The 19,208-nt window shown below is 67.5% G+C and carries 17 protein-coding genes and 1 pseudogene; 10 read left to right on the forward strand and 8 right to left on the reverse strand.

Annotated features, from left to right (window positions below; genetic code table 11):
- The first annotated feature begins 15 nt into the window (after window positions 1-15).
- The 6 genes and pseudogenes from lptD to RZA67_RS12630 all read left to right on the forward strand — a co-directional run bounded on the left by lptD (window position 16) and on the right by RZA67_RS12630 (window position 7,038).
- On the forward strand, window positions 16-2,454 hold the full coding sequence (gene lptD, locus RZA67_RS12605; protein ID WP_317213071.1) for an LPS-assembly protein LptD: 2,439 nt from the start codon (window positions 16-18) through the stop codon (window positions 2,452-2,454).
- Window positions 2,451-3,767: pseudogene (locus tag RZA67_RS12610) on the forward strand (peptidylprolyl isomerase); the annotation flags it as partial. The gene lptD and the pseudogene RZA67_RS12610, both read left to right, overlap by 4 nt.
- A 30-nt stretch (window positions 3,768-3,797) precedes the next feature.
- The gene (gene pdxA, locus RZA67_RS12615) at window positions 3,798-4,778 is read left to right on the forward strand and encodes a 4-hydroxythreonine-4-phosphate dehydrogenase PdxA (protein ID WP_317213072.1); all 981 of its coding nucleotides are present in this window, start codon (window positions 3,798-3,800) and stop codon (window positions 4,776-4,778) included.
- Window positions 4,779-4,835: 57 nt separating this feature from the next.
- Window positions 4,836-5,636, forward strand: a complete 801-nt coding sequence (gene rsmA / locus RZA67_RS12620; RefSeq protein WP_317213073.1) for a 16S rRNA (adenine(1518)-N(6)/adenine(1519)-N(6))-dimethyltransferase RsmA — start codon at window positions 4,836-4,838, stop codon at window positions 5,634-5,636.
- A 22-nt stretch (window positions 5,637-5,658) separates the two neighbouring features.
- Window positions 5,659-6,042 carry a Co2+/Mg2+ efflux protein ApaG gene (apaG, locus tag RZA67_RS12625; RefSeq protein ID WP_317213074.1) on the forward strand — a complete coding sequence of 128 codons (384 nt, stop codon included), beginning with the start codon at window positions 5,659-5,661 and terminating at the stop codon, window positions 6,040-6,042.
- Window positions 6,043-6,057: 15 nt separating this feature from the next.
- A complete protein-coding gene (locus RZA67_RS12630) occupies window positions 6,058-7,038 on the forward strand; it encodes a symmetrical bis(5'-nucleosyl)-tetraphosphatase (RefSeq protein ID WP_317213075.1) in 981 nt (326 codons plus the stop codon).
- Between the two features lie 305 nt (window positions 7,039-7,343).
- Here RZA67_RS12630 and RZA67_RS12635 read toward each other — a convergent pair whose 3' ends face one another.
- From RZA67_RS12635 to RZA67_RS12655, 5 genes are all read right to left on the reverse strand, one after another.
- Window positions 7,344-7,835: a dihydrofolate reductase gene (locus tag RZA67_RS12635; RefSeq protein WP_317213076.1), complete on the reverse strand. Its 492-nt coding sequence runs from the start codon at window positions 7,833-7,835 to the stop codon at window positions 7,344-7,346.
- Between the two features lie 8 nt (window positions 7,836-7,843).
- Window positions 7,844-8,638 carry a thymidylate synthase gene (locus tag RZA67_RS12640; protein ID WP_317213077.1) on the reverse strand — a complete coding sequence of 265 codons (795 nt, stop codon included), beginning with the start codon at window positions 8,636-8,638 and terminating at the stop codon, window positions 7,844-7,846.
- A complete protein-coding gene (gene lgt, locus RZA67_RS12645; RefSeq protein ID WP_317213078.1) occupies window positions 8,635-9,516 on the reverse strand; it encodes a prolipoprotein diacylglyceryl transferase in 882 nt (293 codons plus the stop codon). The genes RZA67_RS12640 and lgt overlap by 4 nt, the downstream gene beginning before the upstream one ends.
- A gap of 186 nt (window positions 9,517-9,702) precedes the next feature.
- A complete protein-coding gene (locus RZA67_RS12650) occupies window positions 9,703-10,452 on the reverse strand; it encodes a TerC family protein (protein ID WP_317213079.1) in 750 nt (249 codons plus the stop codon).
- 27 nt (window positions 10,453-10,479) lie between these two features.
- Window positions 10,480-10,860 (reverse strand): diacylglycerol kinase, encoded by a 381-nt coding sequence (locus RZA67_RS12655; RefSeq protein WP_317213080.1) that lies wholly within the window; start codon window positions 10,858-10,860, stop codon window positions 10,480-10,482.
- A 194-nt stretch (window positions 10,861-11,054) separates the two neighbouring features.
- Between RZA67_RS12655 and RZA67_RS12660 the strand changes: the two genes are divergently transcribed.
- The gene (locus RZA67_RS12660; protein ID WP_317213081.1) at window positions 11,055-11,774 is read left to right on the forward strand and encodes an SGNH/GDSL hydrolase family protein; all 720 of its coding nucleotides are present in this window, start codon (window positions 11,055-11,057) and stop codon (window positions 11,772-11,774) included.
- On the opposite strand, the gene RZA67_RS12665 is transcribed toward RZA67_RS12660, so the two are convergent.
- The 3 genes from RZA67_RS12665 to RZA67_RS12675 all read right to left on the reverse strand — a co-directional run bounded on the left by RZA67_RS12665 (window position 11,761) and on the right by RZA67_RS12675 (window position 14,573).
- On the reverse strand, window positions 11,761-13,032 hold the full coding sequence (locus RZA67_RS12665; RefSeq protein ID WP_317213082.1) for a HAMP domain-containing sensor histidine kinase: 1,272 nt from the start codon (window positions 13,030-13,032) through the stop codon (window positions 11,761-11,763). The genes RZA67_RS12660 and RZA67_RS12665 overlap by 14 nt on opposite strands.
- A 119-nt stretch (window positions 13,033-13,151) precedes the next feature.
- Complete coding sequence (locus RZA67_RS12670) at window positions 13,152-13,865, reverse strand: response regulator transcription factor (protein ID WP_019182442.1); 714 nt, start codon at window positions 13,863-13,865, stop codon at window positions 13,152-13,154.
- Window positions 13,866-13,937: 72 nt separating this feature from the next.
- A complete protein-coding gene (locus tag RZA67_RS12675) occupies window positions 13,938-14,573 on the reverse strand; it encodes an arylesterase (RefSeq protein ID WP_317213083.1) in 636 nt (211 codons plus the stop codon).
- 75 nt (window positions 14,574-14,648) lie between these two features.
- Between RZA67_RS12675 and RZA67_RS12680 the strand changes: the two genes are divergently transcribed.
- The 3 genes from RZA67_RS12680 to RZA67_RS12690 all read left to right on the forward strand — a co-directional run bounded on the left by RZA67_RS12680 (window position 14,649) and on the right by RZA67_RS12690 (window position 19,170).
- A complete protein-coding gene (locus RZA67_RS12680; protein WP_317213084.1) occupies window positions 14,649-15,296 on the forward strand; it encodes an ATP-binding cassette domain-containing protein in 648 nt (215 codons plus the stop codon).
- Entirely contained in the window at window positions 15,293-17,812 is a 2,520-nt protein-coding gene (locus tag RZA67_RS12685; protein WP_317213085.1) for an FtsX-like permease family protein, read from the forward strand. The genes RZA67_RS12680 and RZA67_RS12685 overlap by 4 nt, the downstream gene beginning before the upstream one ends.
- Before the next feature lie 203 nt (window positions 17,813-18,015).
- Window positions 18,016-19,170 carry an alginate lyase family protein gene (locus tag RZA67_RS12690; RefSeq protein WP_317213086.1) on the forward strand — a complete coding sequence of 385 codons (1,155 nt, stop codon included), beginning with the start codon at window positions 18,016-18,018 and terminating at the stop codon, window positions 19,168-19,170.
- Window positions 19,171-19,208: the final 38 nt, after the last annotated feature.

Here is a 19,208-nt window from a genome sequence, read left to right on the forward strand (position 1 = left end):
TGAATGTCATCACGCGTGCGCCATACCCTTCGCCTGCTGCCTCTCCCGCTGGGCATTGCCCTGTGCCTGCCCGCATTTGCCGATGACAAGCCACTCAACTGGGGGCTTTGCCCGGCAACCGACGTGCTGCCTGCGTTCACCGATGCGCCCCCGGCGGACAAAGCCGCGGTGGCCACCCGTGACCAGCAGCCCACCGACATCGAGGGTGACCAGCTGTATGGCACCTCGACCGTGCCCCAGTACGAGGGCAATGTGGCGCTCAAGCGTGGTGACCAGTTCCTGGGCACCGACCACCTGAGCTTTGACACCGATACCGGCAACTACCGGGCCGAAGGCAATGTCCGCTACCAGGACTCCTCGATCCGCATGGTCGCCCAGCGGGCCGAGGGCAACCAGGAAAGCGATACCCACAAGATCAGCGACATCCAGTACCAGCTGGTGTCGCGCCGCGGCAACGGCGGGGCGGAGTCGATCGACCTGCAGGGTGCCGTCGGCCAGATGCACCGCTCGACCTACACCACCTGCGACCCTTCGCAGCCGGTGTGGAAGCTGTCTGCGCCGCAGATCGAAGTGGACAACGATGAAGGCTTCGGTACCGCGCGCAACGCCGTGCTGCGCATCGGCAAGGTGCCGGTGCTGTGGGCGCCGTACTTCAAGTTCCCGATCGACGACCGTCGCCAGACCGGCCTGCTCTACCCCGAGCTCAAGGTGTCCGGCCGCAACGGCTTCGACTACACCCAGCCGATCTACCTGAACCTGGCGCCGAACTTCGACGACACCCTGATGCCGCGCTACATGAGCAAGCGCGGGCTGATGCTGGACAACGAGTTCCGCTACCTCTACCGCGGTGGCCGTGGCGAACTGCTGACTGCCTACATGCCCAGCGACAAGCTGCGCGACCGCGACCGCGGCCGCGTGGAGTACAGCGGCTTCCACAACATCAACAGCCAGTGGCAGGCGCGCGCCAACATTGCCTGGGTCAGTGACGAGCGTTACGTGGAGGACTTCTCCAATCGCCTGCTTGGCGTCACCGCGTCCAACCTGCAGAGTCAGGCCGGCATCTACGGCACCGGCGAGAACTGGAGTGGCGGTCTGATGGCCGACTACTGGCAGCTGACCGACTACACCCTCACCGAGCAGTCGCTGCCGTACAACCGCCAGCCGCGTCTGTTCGGCACCTGGGACAAGCCGGTGCTGCCGTGGCTGGACGTGGGCGTCTACGCCGAAGCCGTGCGCTTCACCCATGACGACGTCAACTACAAGACCCGCACGCCCGAGGGCGAGTACATCCGCAACGGGCAGGTCAAGACCTCCGGCATCGGCGTCGACGGTGGTTCGCGCCTGGACATCAAGCCGTACGTCAGCCTGCCGTTCACCGGCGCGTCCTGGTATGTGACCCCCACCCTGGCGTGGCGCTACACCGCCTACGACCTGGAACAGGGCCTGGCCGATGAGATCCGCCAGACCAATCTGGCGGCGGCCGGCATCACCAACCCGACCCCTGAGCAGCTGCGCGGCAACACCTCGCCCTCGCGCAGCGTGCCCATCGCCAGCCTGGATGCCGGTCTGTTCTTCGACCGCGAGACCACCATCGGCGACAAGCCCTACCTGCATACGCTGGAGCCGCGTCTGTTCTACCTGCGCACGCCGTACCGCGACCAGGACGAGCTGCCGGTGTTCGACACCCGCGACTTCACCTTCAGCTGGGGCCAGCTGTTCCGCGACTCGCGCTACTCCGGTCCGGACCGTCAGAACGACGCCAACCAGCTCACCCTGGCGGTCAGCACCCGCTTCATCGACCAGAACAGCGGTCGCGAGCGCTTCTCGGCCAGCATTGGCCAGATCCTGTATTTCGACGACTCGCGCGTCAGCATCAGCCCGTACTCGATCCCGGTCGAAAAGGGCAAGTCGGCCTGGATCGCCGATTCGAACTGGCAGATCAACGACCGCTGGAACCTCGGCGCGACCTACCAGTGGGACCCCAAGTACAAGCGCGAGGACCTGGCCAGCCTGCGCGCGCGCTACCTGATGTCCAACGACGGCATCGTCAACCTGACCTACCGCCACCGCCTCAATCCCAACGGCAGCGAGCTGCTCGAGCAGGCCGACCTGTCGTTCCTGTACCCGATCAGCCCCAGCTGGAGCCTGGTCGGCCGCTACTACTACTCCATCCAGGACGCCAAGCCGCTGGAGGTCATCGGTGGCGTGCAGTGGGACAGCTGCTGCCTGGCGGTCCGCGCCATCGCCCGCCGCTACGTGCGCAACCGGGAAGGCGACCTGAACAATTCCTTCCAGATCGAGTTCGTGCTCAAGGGCCTGAGCTCCATCGGGCAGAACACGGACCGTACGCTGCGCCGTGCTATCCTCGGCTACAACCGCGACGACCTCTATCTGGTCCCGCCCAGCAACACCGGCGCCAGCCGCGACGACTACGATCCGAACCAGATCCCATGACCAAGACCTTCCCTGTCCTACTCGCATCGCTGCTGGCCGTTTCCAGCGTCTCCGCCCCGCTGCAGGCGCTTGCCCAGCAGACCCAGGCCCTGGACCGGATCGCGGCGATCGTCGATGAAGACGTGATCCTGCAGAGCGAGCTGGACCGTGCCCTGGCCAACATCCGCAGCCAGTACGCCGGCCGCGAGAACCAGCTGCCGCCGGAAGACGTGCTGGCCCGCCAGGTGCTCGAGCGTCTGGTGCTGGTCAAGCTGCAGGTCGCCCGTGCTGAAAGCAGCGGCATCCGCATTGGTGACCAGGAGCTGACCCAGGCCATCAACGCCATCGCGCAGCAGAATGGCGCCAGCGTTGACCAGCTGCGCCAGCGTCTGGCCGAGGACGGGATCGATTTCGAGGACTTCCGCCGTTCGGTGCGCGAGGAAATCACCGTGCAGCGTCTGCGCCAGAGCTTCGCCCAGAGCCGGGTCAGCGTCAGCGAGGGTGAGGTCGACGCCGCGCTGAAGCAGGAAGCCACCGTGGGCACCCAGTACCACCTGGCCCATATCCTGATCGCCACGCCCGACGGTGCCACGGCCGAGCAGATCGCCACCGGCCAGCAGAAGGCTGATGGTGTGAAGTCGCTGCTGGACAAGGGCGAGCTGGACTTCAACGCGGCCGCCGTGCGCTATTCGGACAGCCCCAACGCCCTGGAAGGCGGCGACCTCGGCTGGCGAACCGCCGATGAGATCCCCAACGCCTTCGCCCAGCTGATGAAGGACATGAAGCCGGGTGACGTGGTCGGCCCGCTGCGCGGCCCGAGTGGCTTCCAGCTGCTGAAGCTGATCGAAGTGCGCGACACCAGCGCCTCGGCGACCGGCCAGACCGTCACCGAGTACCACGCCCGCCACATTCTGGTGCGCGTGGATGACCAGCAGAACGATGCCGCCGCCAAGGCGAAGATCGATACCCTGCGCGCGCGCATCGCTGGCGGCGCGGAGTTCGAGACCGTGGCCCGCGAATCCTCGGAAGACAACAACAGCCGTGGCCAGGGTGGTGATCTGGGCTGGTTCCCGGCCGATGCCTTTGGCCCGGACTTCGGCCGCCAGGTCACCAGCGTCGCTGATGGCGGCGTCAGCCAGCCGTTCCGCACCGACGCCGGCTGGCACATCCTGCAGCGCGTGGAAACCCGCCAGACCGATGTCGGCGTGGACAACCAGCGTGCGCAGATCCGCGAGACCATCGGCCGCCGCAAGTTGGAAGAAGAGTACAACCGCTTCCTGCAGGAGCTGCGCGGCGAAGCCTACGTGAGCTTCCGCAGCGGCGATCGTGCCGAGAGCACGGCAACGCCGCCGCAGGCCTGAGTCATGCGTCCCGAGCTCGGGCTGGTCCCGGGCGAACCGGCCGGTATCGGCCCGGAGCTCTGTGTCAGGCTGGTCCAGCAGCCGCGGCAGGATTGCCGCCTGCTGGCCTTCGCCGACCCCGACACCCTGCAAGCAGCGGCAGCCCAGCTGGGCCTGCCGCTGCAGCTGCTGGGCGAAGATGAGCAGGCACGTCTGCCAGGCGACCTGCGGCTGCGCGCCGTTCCCAATGCCCGCCCCTCGCGCTTCGGTGCAACCGACCCGGCCAATGCCCGCGCGGTGATCGACGCCCTGCTGGGCGCCGGACACGCCTGCCTGTCCGGCCAGCTGCATGGCGTGGTCACCGGACCGGTGCACAAGGCGGTGATCAACGATGGCGGCATTGCCTACAGCGGCACCACCGAGCTGCTGGCCGACCAGGCCGGCGTCTCCGTGGTGATGATGCTGGCCAATGACATCGTGCGCGTGGCACTGGCGACGACCCATCTGCCGCTGCGCGAGGTGGCCGATGCCATCACCGCACCCGTGCTCGAACACGCCCTGCGCACCGTGCACCATTCGCTGCGTGCGCGGTTCGGCGTGGACCGACCCCGCATCGCGGTGCTCGGCCTGAACCCGCATGCCGGTGAAGACGGCCACCTCGGCCGTGAAGAGCTGGACCTGATGATCCCGTTGCTGCAGCGCCTGCGCGCTGAAGGCATGGACCTGATCGGGCCGCTGCCAGCGGACACCGCCTTCCTGCCGTCGCGGCTGAGCGGTTTTGACAGCGTGCTGGCGATGTACCACGACCAGGGACTGCCGGTATTGAAGTACTCCGGGTTCGAGCAGGCCGTGAACCTTACGCTGGGCCTGCCCTACCCCCGCGTGGCGGTCGACCATGGCACCGCTCTTGAGCTGGCAGGCCGTGGCGTGGCCGATCCTTCCAGCCTGATGGCAGCCACCACGCTGTGCGCTCAGCTGGCAGCGCAGGGGCTGGCACCAGGCTGAGCACGTCTATCGCGCTGGAAAGGTGACGGGCACCGGCGTCGCGCATAAACTGAGCGCATGAATCCGCATTCCCCCGCTGCGCCGGCGTTCACCGCCCCGGCCAAGAAGCAGCTTGGCCAGCACTTCCTGGCCGACCGCCATTACATCGACAAGATCGTCATGGCCGTCAATCCCAAAGGCGACGACCGGCTGGTCGAGATCGGGCCGGGCCAGGGCGCCATTACCCTGCCGCTGCTGCGCCAGCATCCGCGGTTGACCGTGATCGAGTTCGACCGTGACCTGATCGAGCCCTTGACCGCCGCCGCCGCTCCGCTGGGCGAGCTGACCATCGTCCCCCGCGACGTGCTGCGCGTGGACTTCACCGAGCTGGCCGCCGGCGAGCCGATCCGTCTGGTTGGCAACCTGCCCTACAACATTTCCTCGCCCATCCTGTTCCATGCGCTGGAGCATGCGGCGGTGATCACCGACATGCACTTCATGCTGCAGAAAGAAGTGGTCGACCGCATGGCGGCAGGCCCGGGCAGCAAGGTCTACGGGCGCCTGAGCGTCATGCTGCAGGCGTACTGCCAGGTGATCTCGCTGTTCGTGGTGCCGCCGGGCGCGTTCCGGCCGCCGCCGAAGGTGGATTCCGCCGTGGTGCGGATGATCCCGCGCGACCCGGCCACGGTGGGCATTGACGATCCGCGCCGTTTTGCCGACGTGGTGCGTGCCGCGTTCGGCCAGCGGCGCAAGACGCTGCGCAATGCGCTGAACACGGTGGTGTCGGCCGAGCAGTTCGCTGCCGCCGGCGTGCGTCCCGATGCGCGTGCCGAGCAGTTGGAAGTGGCCGAATTCATCGCCCTCGCCAACGCCTCCTGATCAGATTGCCAAGATTGCCCGAATGCAAGACGCCGAACCCTATGCCATCGCCGTGGAAGTCGCGCCACGGTTTCTCGACGACCAGTCCGCCCCGGAAGACGGGCGCTATGCGTTCGCCTATACCATCGTCATCCGCAACCGTGGACGCGTTGCCGCGCGTCTGGTGAGCCGCCACTGGCGCATCACCGATGCCAACGGCCGTGTCGAGCACGTCGACGGCGATGGCGTGATCGGCGAGCAGCCCCGGCTGCGGCCAGGTGAAGACTTCCGTTACACCTCCGGCGTCATGCTGGGCACCGAACATGGAACGATGCAGGGACATTACGAGATGGTTGCCGACGACGGTACCGAGTTCACCGCGCCGATCGCAGCCTTCGTGCTGTCCATCCCACGAACCCTGCACTGAGACGGAGGCCGGAACATGAGTGTGTGGGCCATCGGTGACCTGCAGGGTTGCTATGACGTGACCCAGCGGCTGCTGGAAAAGATCCGCTTCGACCCCGCGCAGGATACCTTGTGGTTCGCCGGTGACCTGGTCAACCGGGGTGGCCAGTCGCTGGAGACCCTGCGTCTGGTGCACTCTTTGCGCGAGCACAGCGTGGTGGTGCTGGGCAATCACGATCTTTCGCTGCTGGCGGTGGGTTCGCGAACCGAGGAGGAGCAGCGCAAGGTCAACCCGGACCTGCTGCGCATCGTCCAGGCCGAAGACCGCGACACGCTGCTGGAGTGGCTGCGCATGCAGAAGCTGGTGCACGCCGACCGCGAGCTGGGCTGGATGATGGTCCACGCCGGGCTGGCCCCGAAATGGACCACACAGCTCGCCGAGAAGCACGCACACGAAGTGGAAGTGCAGCTGCATGGCAACGGCTACCGCAAGCTGTTCCGCAACATGTACGGCGACAAGCCGAGCTGGACCCCCGGGCTGGCCGGCCATGACCGCAGCCGCGCGATCATCAACGTCCTCACGCGCATGCGTTACTGCACCCCGCGCGGCCGCATCGGCATCGAAGACAAGGGCACCCCGGGCACGCAGGAACAGGGTCTCTACCCTTGGTTTGAAGTGCCGGGCCGGGTCGAGCGTGACCTGAAGATCGTCTGCGGACACTGGTCCGCGCTGGGCCTGACCATCACCCAGGGGGTGCATGCCATCGACACCGGTGCCGTCTGGGGGGGCAAGCTCACCGCACTGCAGCTGGACACCGACGAACTGCGCGTGGTGCAGGTGCCCGGCCGCGACGTGCCGGCACCCTCCAGACCGGCCCCGCGCCCGCCGCGCGCAACGCAGGAGCGCGGTGGTGCAGCGGCACCGGCAGGCACACCTGCCGCATCGCGCGGCCCTCGCCGCCGCCGTGGCCGCGGTGGTGGTGGCGGTGGCAACAAGCCGACCCCACCCGCAGCATGATGATGCCGGGCGTTGCCCGGCGAGCGCTGACCGGACGGCAGCCACGTAGCGCCGGGCTCTGCCCGGCGAGCGCGCAGCGCGGCTTCAGCGTAACCCTGACCGAAGAGCAGCCACGTAGCGCCGGGCTCTGCCCGGCGAGCGCGAAGCGCGGCTTCAGCGTGACCTGACCGAAGTGCAGCCACGTAGCGCCGGGCTCTGCCCGGCGAGCGCGAAGCGCGGCTTCGCCGTGACCTGACCGAAGTGCAGCCGGGCAGAGCCCGGCTCTACGGTCGGCGACCGCGAAGCGTCGAGGTTTGCAGGCCGCCTCAGCGGCGGGTGTAATGCACGAAGCGGAACGCGTAAGCGTGTCGCTCGTCCGCAGGATGCAGCTGGCTGTCCTGTTGCTGCCACTGCGTCAGGTCGATCGGGGGGAAGTGGGTGTCGGCGATCACCTCCGCGTCCACTTCGGTCACATACAGATCGGTCGCCTTCGGCAACAGGTGGCGATAGACCTCGCCGCCGCCGATCACGCACAGCTCCTGCGCACCTTCGGCCTGCGCCGCATCCAGCGCCTGCTCGAACGATGCCACGGCCTGCATGCCGGCATACGGCACCTGCCCGCTGCGGGTCAGCACCAGATTGGTCCGCCCCGGCAAGGCGCGGCCAAGCGACTGCGCGGTCCTGCGCCCCATCAGGATCGGTCTGCCCAGAGTGAGCGCCTTGAAGTGCCGGAAGTCGTCAGGCAGGTGCCACGGCATGGTGTTGCCCTGGCCGATGCCCAGGTTGCGATCAACCGCCACCACCATGGAAACCTTCATCGCGTTGCTCATACCGCAACCGGCGCCTTGATCGCCGGGTGCGGGTCATAGCCGTCGATGCGGATGTCATCGAAGTTGAACGCGAACAGGTCATCGACTTCCGGGTTGAGCCAGAGCGTCGGCAACGCCCGCGGTTCGCGCGCCAGCTGTTCGCGCGCCTGCGCGTAGTGGTTCGAATACAGATGGGCATCGCCGAGCGTGTGCACGAAATCGCCCACGCCCAGCCCGGTGGCCTGCGCCACCATGTGGGTGAGCAGTGCGTAGCTGGCGATGTTGAACGGCACGCCGAGGAAGATGTCACCGCTGCGCTGGTACAGCTGGCAACTCAGCTTGCCGTCCACCACATAGAACTGGAACAGGTTGTGGCAGGGCATCAACGCCATCTGCGGAAGCTCGCCCACATTCCAGGCACTCACCACCAGCCGACGCGAATCCGGGTTGCGCTTGATCTCCTCCACCAGCCATTGCATCTGGTCGATGACCTGGCCGTCGGCCGCTTCCCAGCGCCGCCACTGCTTGCCGTAAACCGGGCCCAGATCGCCGTTCTCATCGGCCCACTCGTCCCAGATGCGTACCTGGTTTTCCTTGAGATAGGCGATATTTGTGTCGCCTTTGAGGAACCACAGCAGTTCATGGATGATCGACCGCAGGTGCAGCTTCTTGGTGGTCACCAGCGGGAAACCTGCATTGAGGTCGAAGCGCATCTGCCAGCCAAACACGCTGCGCGTGCCGGTGCCGGTGCGATCGCTTTTCTCCGCACCATGCTCGAGCACATGCGACAACAGGTCGAGGTAGGCTTTCATGCCTTGCCCTCGACAACCGTCGCCGGCTGCAGGACCGGCGCGCGACGCGACATCGCCAGCAGCACCAGGCCCAGCGCCACCAGCGGCAGGCTCAGCAGCTGGCCCTTGGTGAACCAGCCAAAGGCGAGGTAGACGCCGTTGTCCGGCATGCGCACGAACTCGACCGCGAAGCGGAACACGCCATACAGCAGGGCGAACAGACCCGACACCAGGTAGCGATGACGTGGCCTGGCCGACACCGTCCACAGCACGACGAACATCACCAGCCCTTCCAGCAGCGCTTCGTACAGCTGCGAAGGATGGCGGGCGTAGGGGTTGAGCGCACCGGTGGCGAACTGCGCCTGCAGCGTGGCGGTGTCGAGCTGGTTGAGCGGTGCCGGCAGACCCGAGGGGAACACCACGCCCCAGGTACCGTCGGTGTACTTGCCCCACAGCTCGGCGCCGATGAAGTTGCCGATGCGGCCAAAGCCCAGGCCCAGCGGTACCAGCGGCGCGACAAAATCCATGGTGTCGGCAAAGTGCGTGCGGTGTCGGCGCGACCACCACCAGCTGGCGACCAGTACACCCAGCAGGCCGCCATGGAAGCTCATGCCGCCGTCCCACACCTTGAACAGCAGCAACGGATCGTGCAGCACGTCGCCGAGCGCATAGAACAGCATGTAACCGACACGGCCACCCACGACCACGCCCAGCATCGCGTAGAACAGAAGGTCGGAGAAGCCGTTGGCATCCACCCCCGGCAGGCGGCCGGCCGCGACCCGGCGCTTGCCCAGCCACCAGGCCGACGCGAAGCCGAGCAGGTACATCACGCCGTACCAATGAACAGAAAGCGGACCCAGCTTCAGCGCGATGGGGTCGATGTCGTGGAAGTAGATCATGGGGTTGGCACAGGACCGGGGGATACCCCGCCCATTCTAGACGCTGCGTCAGCGCAAGCGCGCGGGCGGCCCTGCCAGGCACGTGACGACAAACGGCTGGCATTCACTGGAAGCAGCGGCGAAGGCTCTCTCCGCCCATCCGGGTGCATCAACGGCGGGGCTGCGCGGGCGCAGCCCCCGCCAGCCTCACCAGTCGCCGGCACCGGCCACGTGATGCGCGCGCGCACGGCGTCGCATCAGCAGGTTCAGCCACTCCACCAGCACCGAGAACCCCATGGCCGCATAGATGTACGGCTTGGGCACGTGCACGTCCAGGCCATCGAGCACCAGCACCGCACCGACCAGCAGGATGAACGCCAGCGCGAGCATCTTCACCGTCGGGTTGGCATCGATGAACCGGCCCAGCGGGTTGGCCGCCAGCAGCATCACCGCCACCGACAGCAGGATCGCCGCCACCATCACCGGGATATGGTCGGCGATGCCGACTGCGGTGATCACCGAGTCCAGCGAGAACACGATGTCGATGATCGCGATCTGCAGGATCACCATCCCGAACACGCCCGATGCCTTGGTCGTGGTCGGGTCCTGGTCCTCACCGCCGGAGATCATCTCGCGGATCTCCATCACACCCTTGATCAGCAGGAACAGTCCACCAATGATCAGCACCAGGTCGCGGATGGAAATGCCCATGCCCGCCACCGTGAACAGGTTGGCCGACATGTGGGCCAGATAGGCCAGCGACACCAGCAGCAGGATGCGCGTGATGCACGCCACCGCAATGCCGAGCTTGCGCGCGAACGGACGGCGCTCTTCCGGCAGCTTGCTGACCGCGATGGAAATGAAGACCAGGTTGTCGATGCCCAGCACGATTTCCAGCGCGCTGAGCGTGAACAACGTCAACCAGACATTCGGATCGGCGAGAAACTCAAGAGACATGGCGGATAGACCAGAAAGTAAGGGAAATCAGAACAGGCGCGGGAGCAGGATCAGGCTCCAGCACAGCACCACATTGACCATCATCACAAACACCGCGGCCGACCCCATGTCCTTGGCCCGGCCAGCCAGCTCGTGGATCTCGCTGCCATAGCGCTCGATCACCGCCTCCACGGCGGAATTGAGCAGCTCCACGGCCAGCACCAGCAGCAGCGAGCCGACCATCAGCACGCGCTCCACCGCGGTGTCGCCCAGCCACAGCGCCAGCGGCGCCAGCACCACCAGCAGACAGACCTCCAGCCGGAACGAGGATTCGTACAGCCAGGCCGCGCGCAGCCCCTGCCATGACCAGCGTGCGGCCATCAGGATCCGCCGCGGCCCGCGCGGCATGTGCCCGAAGTTATCAGCCACGGCTACGCGCTCCGGCAAGGAAGGACGGCCCCTCACCGGTGGGCGACAGGCGTGGAAGGACGTGACTGGACATCATGGCAGGCAGCAGAGCATCAAACCGCCATTTTGCCACATCTGGTCCAAGCGCCCTGCCAGGCGTCCGTTTCCGCCAGCGCGCTCTATGATGGAAGGCTGATCCCCTGCTGGAGAATGCGATGAACCGTTCCGCCCCGCTGCTGGGCCTGTGCCTGGCGCTGTCCCTGGCCCCGGCAGCCTTCGCGCTGACACCCGCCCGGCAGCCGCAGGTCCCCGAACAGGTTTCCAACGTGGCCTGGGCCGGCGACATGCAGGCGTTTGCCGCCGCCGACCGCACCGCGCCGCCGCCGAAGGGTGGCATCGAGTTCATCGGCAGCTCGTCGGTACGCATGTGGGAATCGCTGGCGCAGGATTTTGCCGGCCAGCCGGTCTTCAACCGCGGCTTCGGGGGCTCGGAGGTGCGCGACAGCACCTGGTATGCCGGCCAGATCGTGGTGCCTTACGCGCCCTGCAAGGTGTTTCTGTACGCCGGCGACAACGACCTCAACAGCGGCCGCAGCCCGCAGCAGGTCCGTGACGATGTACTGGCCTTCGTCGAGCGCGTGCACCGTGACCTGCCCGCCACCGTGGTGGAGTACATCTCGATCAAGCCAAGCCCGTCGCGCGAGCATCTGCTGCCGGGCATCGTGGAGGCCAACGCGATGATACGCAGCGCCCTGGCGACGCTGCCCAACACCGGCTACACCGACATCTATACGCCGATGCTGGGCGCCGAAGGCAAACCCGATCCGTCCCTGTTCCAGGCCGACATGCTGCACATGACGCCGGCCGGCTACGCCATCTGGACGCGCACGTTGGCGCCGAAGGTGAGCTGCCCGGCGCCGATCAGCGGAACCTGATCGACGCCTCGGTGCCCTCGCCCGGCTGGCTGGTCACCTCGACCTGCCAGCCGAAGCGGGTGCACAGACGCTGCACGATGGACAGGCCCAGCCCGGTGCCCTGCGGCCGGCTGGGCTCAGCGCGGTAGAACGGCTCGAAGGCCCGCGCCAACGCATCGGGAGACATCCCGATGCCGGTATCGCGTACGCGCACGCGGTCCGGCTCGACAAACACGTCGATACGGCCGTCGTCGGTGTAATTGCACGCATTGCGCACCAGGTTGCTGACCACCACCTGCAGCACGCGTGGCGGCCCGTGCAGCTCCACCGGACCATCATGGTGCAGCTCGACGTGGACCGGGCGCCCGACCATCAGCTCGATGGCATTGTCCACTTCGTAGCGAACCAGTTCGACCACATCGAACCGTTCCATCTGCGGGGCTACATCGGCCTCGCGTGCCAAGATGAGGAAGGCATCGATCACAGCTTCCATGTCCCGCCCGGCGCGCTGGATCCGCTCCAGACTGCGGCGCTGCCGCTGGCCGGTGGACTCATCGGCCAGGGCCATGTCACTGGCCACCCGGATCACCGTCAGCGGCGTGCGCAGCTCATGGCTGGCATCACGGGTGAAGTTGCGCTCGCGGGCCACCTGCTCGCTGACCCGCGTCGCCAGCGAGTGCAGCGCGGCCGCCAGCTGCCGGGTTTCACCCTGCACATCGGCGGGCAGGTGTTCGGGCGCCAGGTCCTGTGCATCAGGATGGCCGGCGTCCCAGCGCGACACCCGTCGCGCCAGCCAGTCCACGGGTGAGACCAGGCGTCGGGAGGCGCGGTAACCAATCCAGCTGGCGCCATACACCGCCAGAAGTGTAAGCAGCACAGGGACGATGCCGAACCAGAACGCCAGCAGCTCGGCGCGTGAGCGCAGGAAGACCAGATACAGGCGCCCCTGCGGCTGCTCGTCAACCCAGACCAGCTGGTCATCCTCGGCCAGTTCGTGGAAGCCAGGCGCCAGAGCGCGCAGGTTGGGCGGCAGGGTCAGGCTCGACTGCCCCGCTTCCACCAGATACCCGCGGATGTTGCGCGTGTTCGGCGGCGGTTGGCTGGCTGACGCGTCGTGCAGGGTCCAGTAATACGCCGCCTCCTCGCGCAGTACCGAACCGACCAGGCTGTGCTTGATCACCAGCGACACCAGCCATGCACCGAGCACGATGCCCAGGCTGGCCAGCAGGGCCTGCATGATGAAGGTGAGTCGGATCTTGCGCGGCAGGCCGTGCGGCATCAGGAAGGGGTCACTGCGGGGAACGCTGGGGGCCGATTATAGGCAGCAGCCATGTCAGCCACCCGTGCACGGCCCGGAGGACGGCAGCCCATCGCTTCAGGATGGGCTGCCGACTGACTTCAGGACATCGGCTGGGCGATATCGGCGATGCGGTAACCCGCGCTCTGCACGGTATGCAGCAGCGGCCGGTCGAACGGCTTGTCGATGATCTTGCGCAGGTTGTACAGGTGGCTGCGCAGGGTATCGGAGTCCGGCAGGCCGTTGCCCCAGATCTCGCGTTCGATCTCCTGCCGGGTCACCACCCGCGGCGACTCGCGCATCAGGATGGTCAGCAGGCGCAGGCCAATCGGCGAGAGCTGCAGCTCTGTGCCCGCACGGGTCGCGCGCATGCTTACCGGATCCAGCACCAGGTCGGCGACCTTGAGCACTTCCGAACCTACCTGGCGACGTTCCCGACGGATCAGCGCACGCAGGCGTGCTTCCAGTTCCTGGATGGCGAACGGCTTGGTCAGGTAATCGTCGGCGCCGAAGCCCAGCCCGGTCAGCTTGTCATCCAGCGTGTCGCGGGCGGTCAGCATCAGCACCGGTGTCGACTTGCGGGCGTCGTTGCGCAGACGACGGCAGACTTCGATGCCGTCCAGGCGCGGCAGCATCAGGTCAAGCACCACGACGTCATAGCTGTTTTCGGCCGCCAGGCGGTAGCCATCGAGGCCATCCTGTGCGTAGTCGACCTCGAAGCCGCGGCCTTCCAGGTACTCGCCGATCATCTCGGAAATATTGCGGTTATCTTCCACGACCAGCACGAGGCCGGAGGTTTCCTTCGTCTGACGCATGTTCTTCCCTCTAACTTCAGCTTTGTGAAACATGCACCAGCCGCAGTGCACAGCGCGTGAAGCAAACCGGCACTACAACAACGGCTTCAGCAAGGGCCACACATTGTCCAGAACGTGGGGTTGTGCGGCGGCGGTCGGGTGCAGTCCATCGGCCTGCATCATGCCCGGTTGCAGGGCCACCCCTTCGAGCAGGAACGGCAGCAGCGGTGCCTTCTGCGCAGCGGCCACTTCGCGATAGACCGCCGCCAGACGCTGCCGGTAGGCCGGTCCGTAGTTGGGAGGCACATCGATGCCCAGCAGCAGGACCTTGGCACCAGCGGCCTGGCTCGCCTGCACCATGGCCTGCAGGTTGCTGCGGATCTGCGCAGGACTCAGCCCGCGCAGCGCATCGTTGCCGCCCAGCGCGATGACCACCACCGATGGTTTTTCCCGGTCCAGCAGTGCGGGCAGGCGCGAACGCGCACCGGCGGTGGTCTCACCACTCATGCTGGCGTTGACCACCGTCGCCGACTGCACGCTGAGCCGCCGTTGCAGCAGGTCCACCCATCCGCTGCCGGCCGGGATATTGTGGGCAGCACTGAGGCTGTCGCCGAGCACCAGCACCTTGGCCGTTTGACCTTTGGCACAGGCCAGCGCGGGCAGCAGCAGCAACCATGCCAGCAGCAACGTCGTCGCGCCCCAGTGGCGGGCCGGTTCCATCTTTCGCATTGGAGTCTCCTCATCGACAGTCTGTCCCCCCGCAGCCCGCCCATCGCCATCGCCGTCGAACAGGTCGGCAAATCCGTGTCAGGCCCGGAGGGTGAAGTCCACATACTGGACAACATCAGCATGACGGTCCATGAAGGAACCTCGGTGGCCATCGTGGGCGCCTCCGGTTCGGGCAAGACCACCCTGCTCGGGCTGCTGGCCGGACTGGACCTGCCCAGCCAGGGCCGCATCACCCTGGCCGGCAGCGAGCTGGGCAGGATGGATGAAGAACAACGTGCCCAGCTGCGTGCGCGCGAGGTCGGCTTCGTCTTCCAGAGCTTCCACCTGCTGCCGGCACTGACCGCTGCCGAGAACGTGGCGCTGCCGCTGGAGCTGGCCGGGCGCGAGGAGCCTGCGCGCGTGCAGGAGGTGCTGCAGTCGGTGGGTCTGGGCCATAGGGCCCGCCACTACCCGCGCCAGCTCTCCGGCGGCGAACAGCAGCGTGTGGCGCTGGCCCGCGCCTTTGTCACCCGCCCGCGCATTCTGTTCGCTGATGAGCCGACCGGCTCGCTGGACCAGGCCACGGGCCAGCAGGTGAGCGACCTGTTGTTCGCGCTCAACGCCGAAGCCGGCACCACCCTGGTGCTGGTCACCCACGACCTGCGCCTGGCACAGCGCTGCCAGCACGTGCTGCGCATCGACAACGGCCGGCTCCAGGCCGAGCCCGCGCAGGCCCCGGCATGAACGTCCTGCGCCATGCGCTGCGATCATTACGCCGCGAGGCGCTGGCTGGCGACCTGCTGACCGTGTTTGCCGCGCTGGTGCTCGGGGTGGCCGTGATGACCGCCGTGGGCACGCTGGTCAACCGGGTGAATCTGGCGCTGGCCTCGAGCACGGCCGAGATGCTCGGCGGCGACCTGGGACTGAGCGGGCGCAGCGAACCCCCGCCGGAACTGGCCGCACAGGCACGCGAGCGCGGCCTGCGCACCACCCGCATCGCCAGTTTCGGCAGCGTACTGTTCCACGGCGATGCCAGCCAGATGGCCACCATCAAGGCGGTTGAAGCCGGTTATCCGCTACGCGGCGCGCTGCGCGTGCGGCTGGCCGGGGCCGGCCAGCTGCTGGACGCTGCGGCTGCCCCGGCGCCGGGTGAGGCATGGGCCGATCCCCGCCTGCTGCAGGCGCTTGGGGTGCAGGTCGGCCAGTCGCTGGAGTTCGGCAGCGGCAGCGTGCGCATCGCCGGCAGCCTGGAGTCCGAGCCCGACGCCTCGGCCGACCTGCTGACACTGGCACCGACCCTGATGGTCAATCGCGCCGATGTGGAGGGCACCGGCCTGCTCGGTCCCGGCAGCCGGGTCAGCTACCGGCTGATGTTTGCCGGCGCGCCGGACGCCATTGCCAGCTTCCGCCAGTGGTTGCAGCCGCAGGCCAAGGGGTGGCGGGTGATCGGTCTTGCCGACACGCAGCGTGGCGTGCGCGAGGCGTTTGAGCTGGCAGGCCGCTTCCTGGGCCTGAGCGCACTGCTGGCCGTGCTGCTTTCCGGTGTGGCCACGGCACTGGCGGCCAACCGCTTCGCCCTGCGCCGCATCGACCAGGTGGCGGTGCTGCGCTGCCTGGGCGCCCGTCAGCGCGACGTCCTGCTCGGCCTGGCGCTGCAGTTGCTGCTGCTGGCGATTCCGGCGTGCATCGTGGGCGTGGCCGTCGGCATGGCCGCGCAGCAGGGGCTGGTGCAGATCCTCGGTGAACTGGTGCCGCAGCGGCTGCCCCTGCCCCAGGCGACGCCGGCGCTGACCGGTGCGGGCATCGGCCTGGTGCTGCTGCTCGGGTTTGGCCTGCCGCCGCTGCTTCGCCTGCGCAACGTGGCGCCGATGCGCGTGCTCAACCGCAGCTTCGCCACCCTGCCGCCGACCTCGCTGCTGGTCTATCTCGGCGCGCTCGCCGCCAGCCTGACCCTGACCGTGCAGGTGACCGGCGACCTGAAACTGGCGCTGTGGGTGCTGGGCGGGCTTGCGGCGCTGGCCCTGCTCGCCGCTGCCGGCGGCTTTGCCCTGCTGCAGCTGGTACGCGGCCTGCAGCATCGCCTGCATGGCAACTGGCGGCTGGGTCTGGCTGCGCTGACCCGGCGTCGCCTGCTGGCGGTGATGCAGCTTGTCGGCCTGTCACTGTCACTGTGCGCGCTGCTGATGCTGGCCGTGGTCGGCCCGGGGCTGCTGCAGCAATGGCGCGACCGGTTGCCCTCGGACACGCCGAACTATTTCCTGATGAACATCCAGCCCGACCAGCGCGACACGGTGCAGGCCGCCCTGCGCGCGCAGGGCGTCGACGATGCGGACATGGAGCCCTTTGCCACCGGCCGGCTTGTCGCGCTCAACGGCAGGCCACCGCAGCGCGCGGCGCGCACCGACGCGCAGGCACCGGACAACACGGGCCAGTCAGCACAGGACGGCACCGACGAAGACAACGAGCGCCCCCTCAACTTCAGCTGGCGCGGTTCCTTCCCGCCGGCCAACACCCTGTTGCAGGGGCGCTTCTGGACGGCAGACAGCACCGCGGCCGAAGCCTCGGTCGAAGAAGGCTGGGCCAAGCGCTACCAGGCTGGGCTGGGGGATGTCATCACCGTGCAGGCCGGCGAGCAGCAGCGTGACTACACCATCACCAGCATCCGCAAGGCGGACTGGAACAGCTTCCGGGTCAATTTCTTCGTTCTGCTCAACACGAAGGCGGTCGGCGACACACCGTACAACCTGATCTCCGCCTTCCACCTGCCGCGCGCGCGCGCCGGCGGGCTGGCCGCACTGGTGCGCGAGCTACCCAATCTGTCGCTGCTGGATATCGACAGTGTGATCGGTGAGGTGCGCCAGGTGATGGACCGGGCCACCCAGGCCATCCAGCTGGTGATGGGCTTCAGCCTGCTCGCCGGCCTGCTGGTGCTGCTCGCGGCCCTGCAGTCCACCGCCGCCGAGCGCCGCTACGACAGTGCCGTGCTGCGTACGCTGGGGGCCACCCGGCGCCAGCTGCGCGGCGCGGTGCTGGTCGAGTTCGGTGCGCTGGGGCTGCTGGCGGCGCTGCTGGCCGTGGGCGCGGCGGCCATCATCGGCATGCTTGTGGCACGCGAAGTGTTCGACCTGGCGCTGTCTCCGCCATGGCCAGGGCTGTTGACCGGCGGCGCTGCAGGTATTGCGCTGAGTCTGCTGGCAGGCTGGTGGGGCACCCGCGCCATCCTGCATACACCGCCGGCCCTGGCATTGCGCCAGGCCTGATCCGGGCCCGCTGGAAGGGGACGACCGTTGGTCGTTCCCTTTTCTGGCAGGTGACGAGCGTTGGTCGTCACGCTTTCGACCTTGCGCCGGTCCGCCAGCGCCAATCCGGTCATATCTGACAGCCGACTGCGGCAAACGCCAATGACCCCGCCCAACGCGTCGCGGGAAGATCGGTGCGTCATCAGCTGCCGCTCGAGACCGTCATGCCACTGCCCATCCTTCTGCTGCTGGCCCTGCTGGCGCTGTCACCGCCCGCTCCGGCACGCGCCCAGCCCTCCCCGTTCGTGCATCCTGGCATCCTGCTCGATGCCTCGGCCGTCAACGCCACCCGCGCGGATCTGGCGCGGCAGGAACCGATCAAAACGGCAGCGCTTGCCGCCATGCGCGCCCATCCGCTGGCGTCGCTCGACCACCGCCCACAGCCACACGCGGCCGTGATCTGCGGCCCGTTCGACAAACCCAGCATCGGCTGCCGTCAGGAACGCGATGATGCCAAGGCCGCTTACACCCACGCGCTGTTGTGGGCTTATCTGGGTGAGCCTGCCCACGCCGACAAGGCGATCGCCATCATGGACCAGTGGGCCGATACGCTGGTCGACGGCCACCAGGACAGCAACGCGCCGTTGCAGGCGGCCTGGGCGGCGCAACTGTGGACCCGCGCCGCCGAACTGGTACGTCACACCAGCGACCGCTGGCCGGCCGACCGTGCAGGGTACTTCGGCCAATGGCTGCTGACCCAGTACCTGCCGGACATCGAGCGCATGGGGCCCTGCCCCGGCGGCAACTGGTTCGCCAGTGGCATCGAGGCGCGGATGAACATCGGTGTGTACACCGATCACCAAGACCTCTACGAACAGGCGAGCGTGCAGTGGCAGCAGCGCCTGCCGACCTACGTCTACCTGTCCGCAGACGGCGCCACACCGCAGCCCCGGCCCGGCTGCGGCACACCGCTGGACCGGCTCTGGTTCGGCCAGACGGTGATGGCCGATGGCCTGGCCGAGGAAACCTGCCGCGATCTGGAGCACACGGCCTACGGGCTTGCGGGCTACCTCAACGCGGCTGAGACCGACCGTATCCAGGGAGGCAATCTCTTTGCCCTTGGCGCCGAGCGGCTGACCCGCGCGATGGAGTTCCACACCCGGCTGATGCGCGACGGACAGGTGCCGGACTGGCTGTGCAGGGGCAAGCTGGTCAGCAGCATGGCGGGCACGCTCGAGCTGGGTTACCAGCATTACGCAGTACGCGCGAGGACGTCCCTGCCGGCCACGGCGGCTTGGCTGCGCGGCCAGCGGCCCAGCCGTGGCGACTTTCACTTTCTCTGGGAGACGCTGACCCACGGTGCGCCACTTGCGCAATAAAGCTGCCAGCCGCGCCTGGACAGGCCTATGCTTTGCGC

Origin of the sequence: Stenotrophomonas sp. C3(2023) (assembly GCF_032911385.1) — a bacterium.
Classification (GTDB): domain Bacteria; phylum Pseudomonadota; class Gammaproteobacteria; order Xanthomonadales; family Xanthomonadaceae; genus Stenotrophomonas.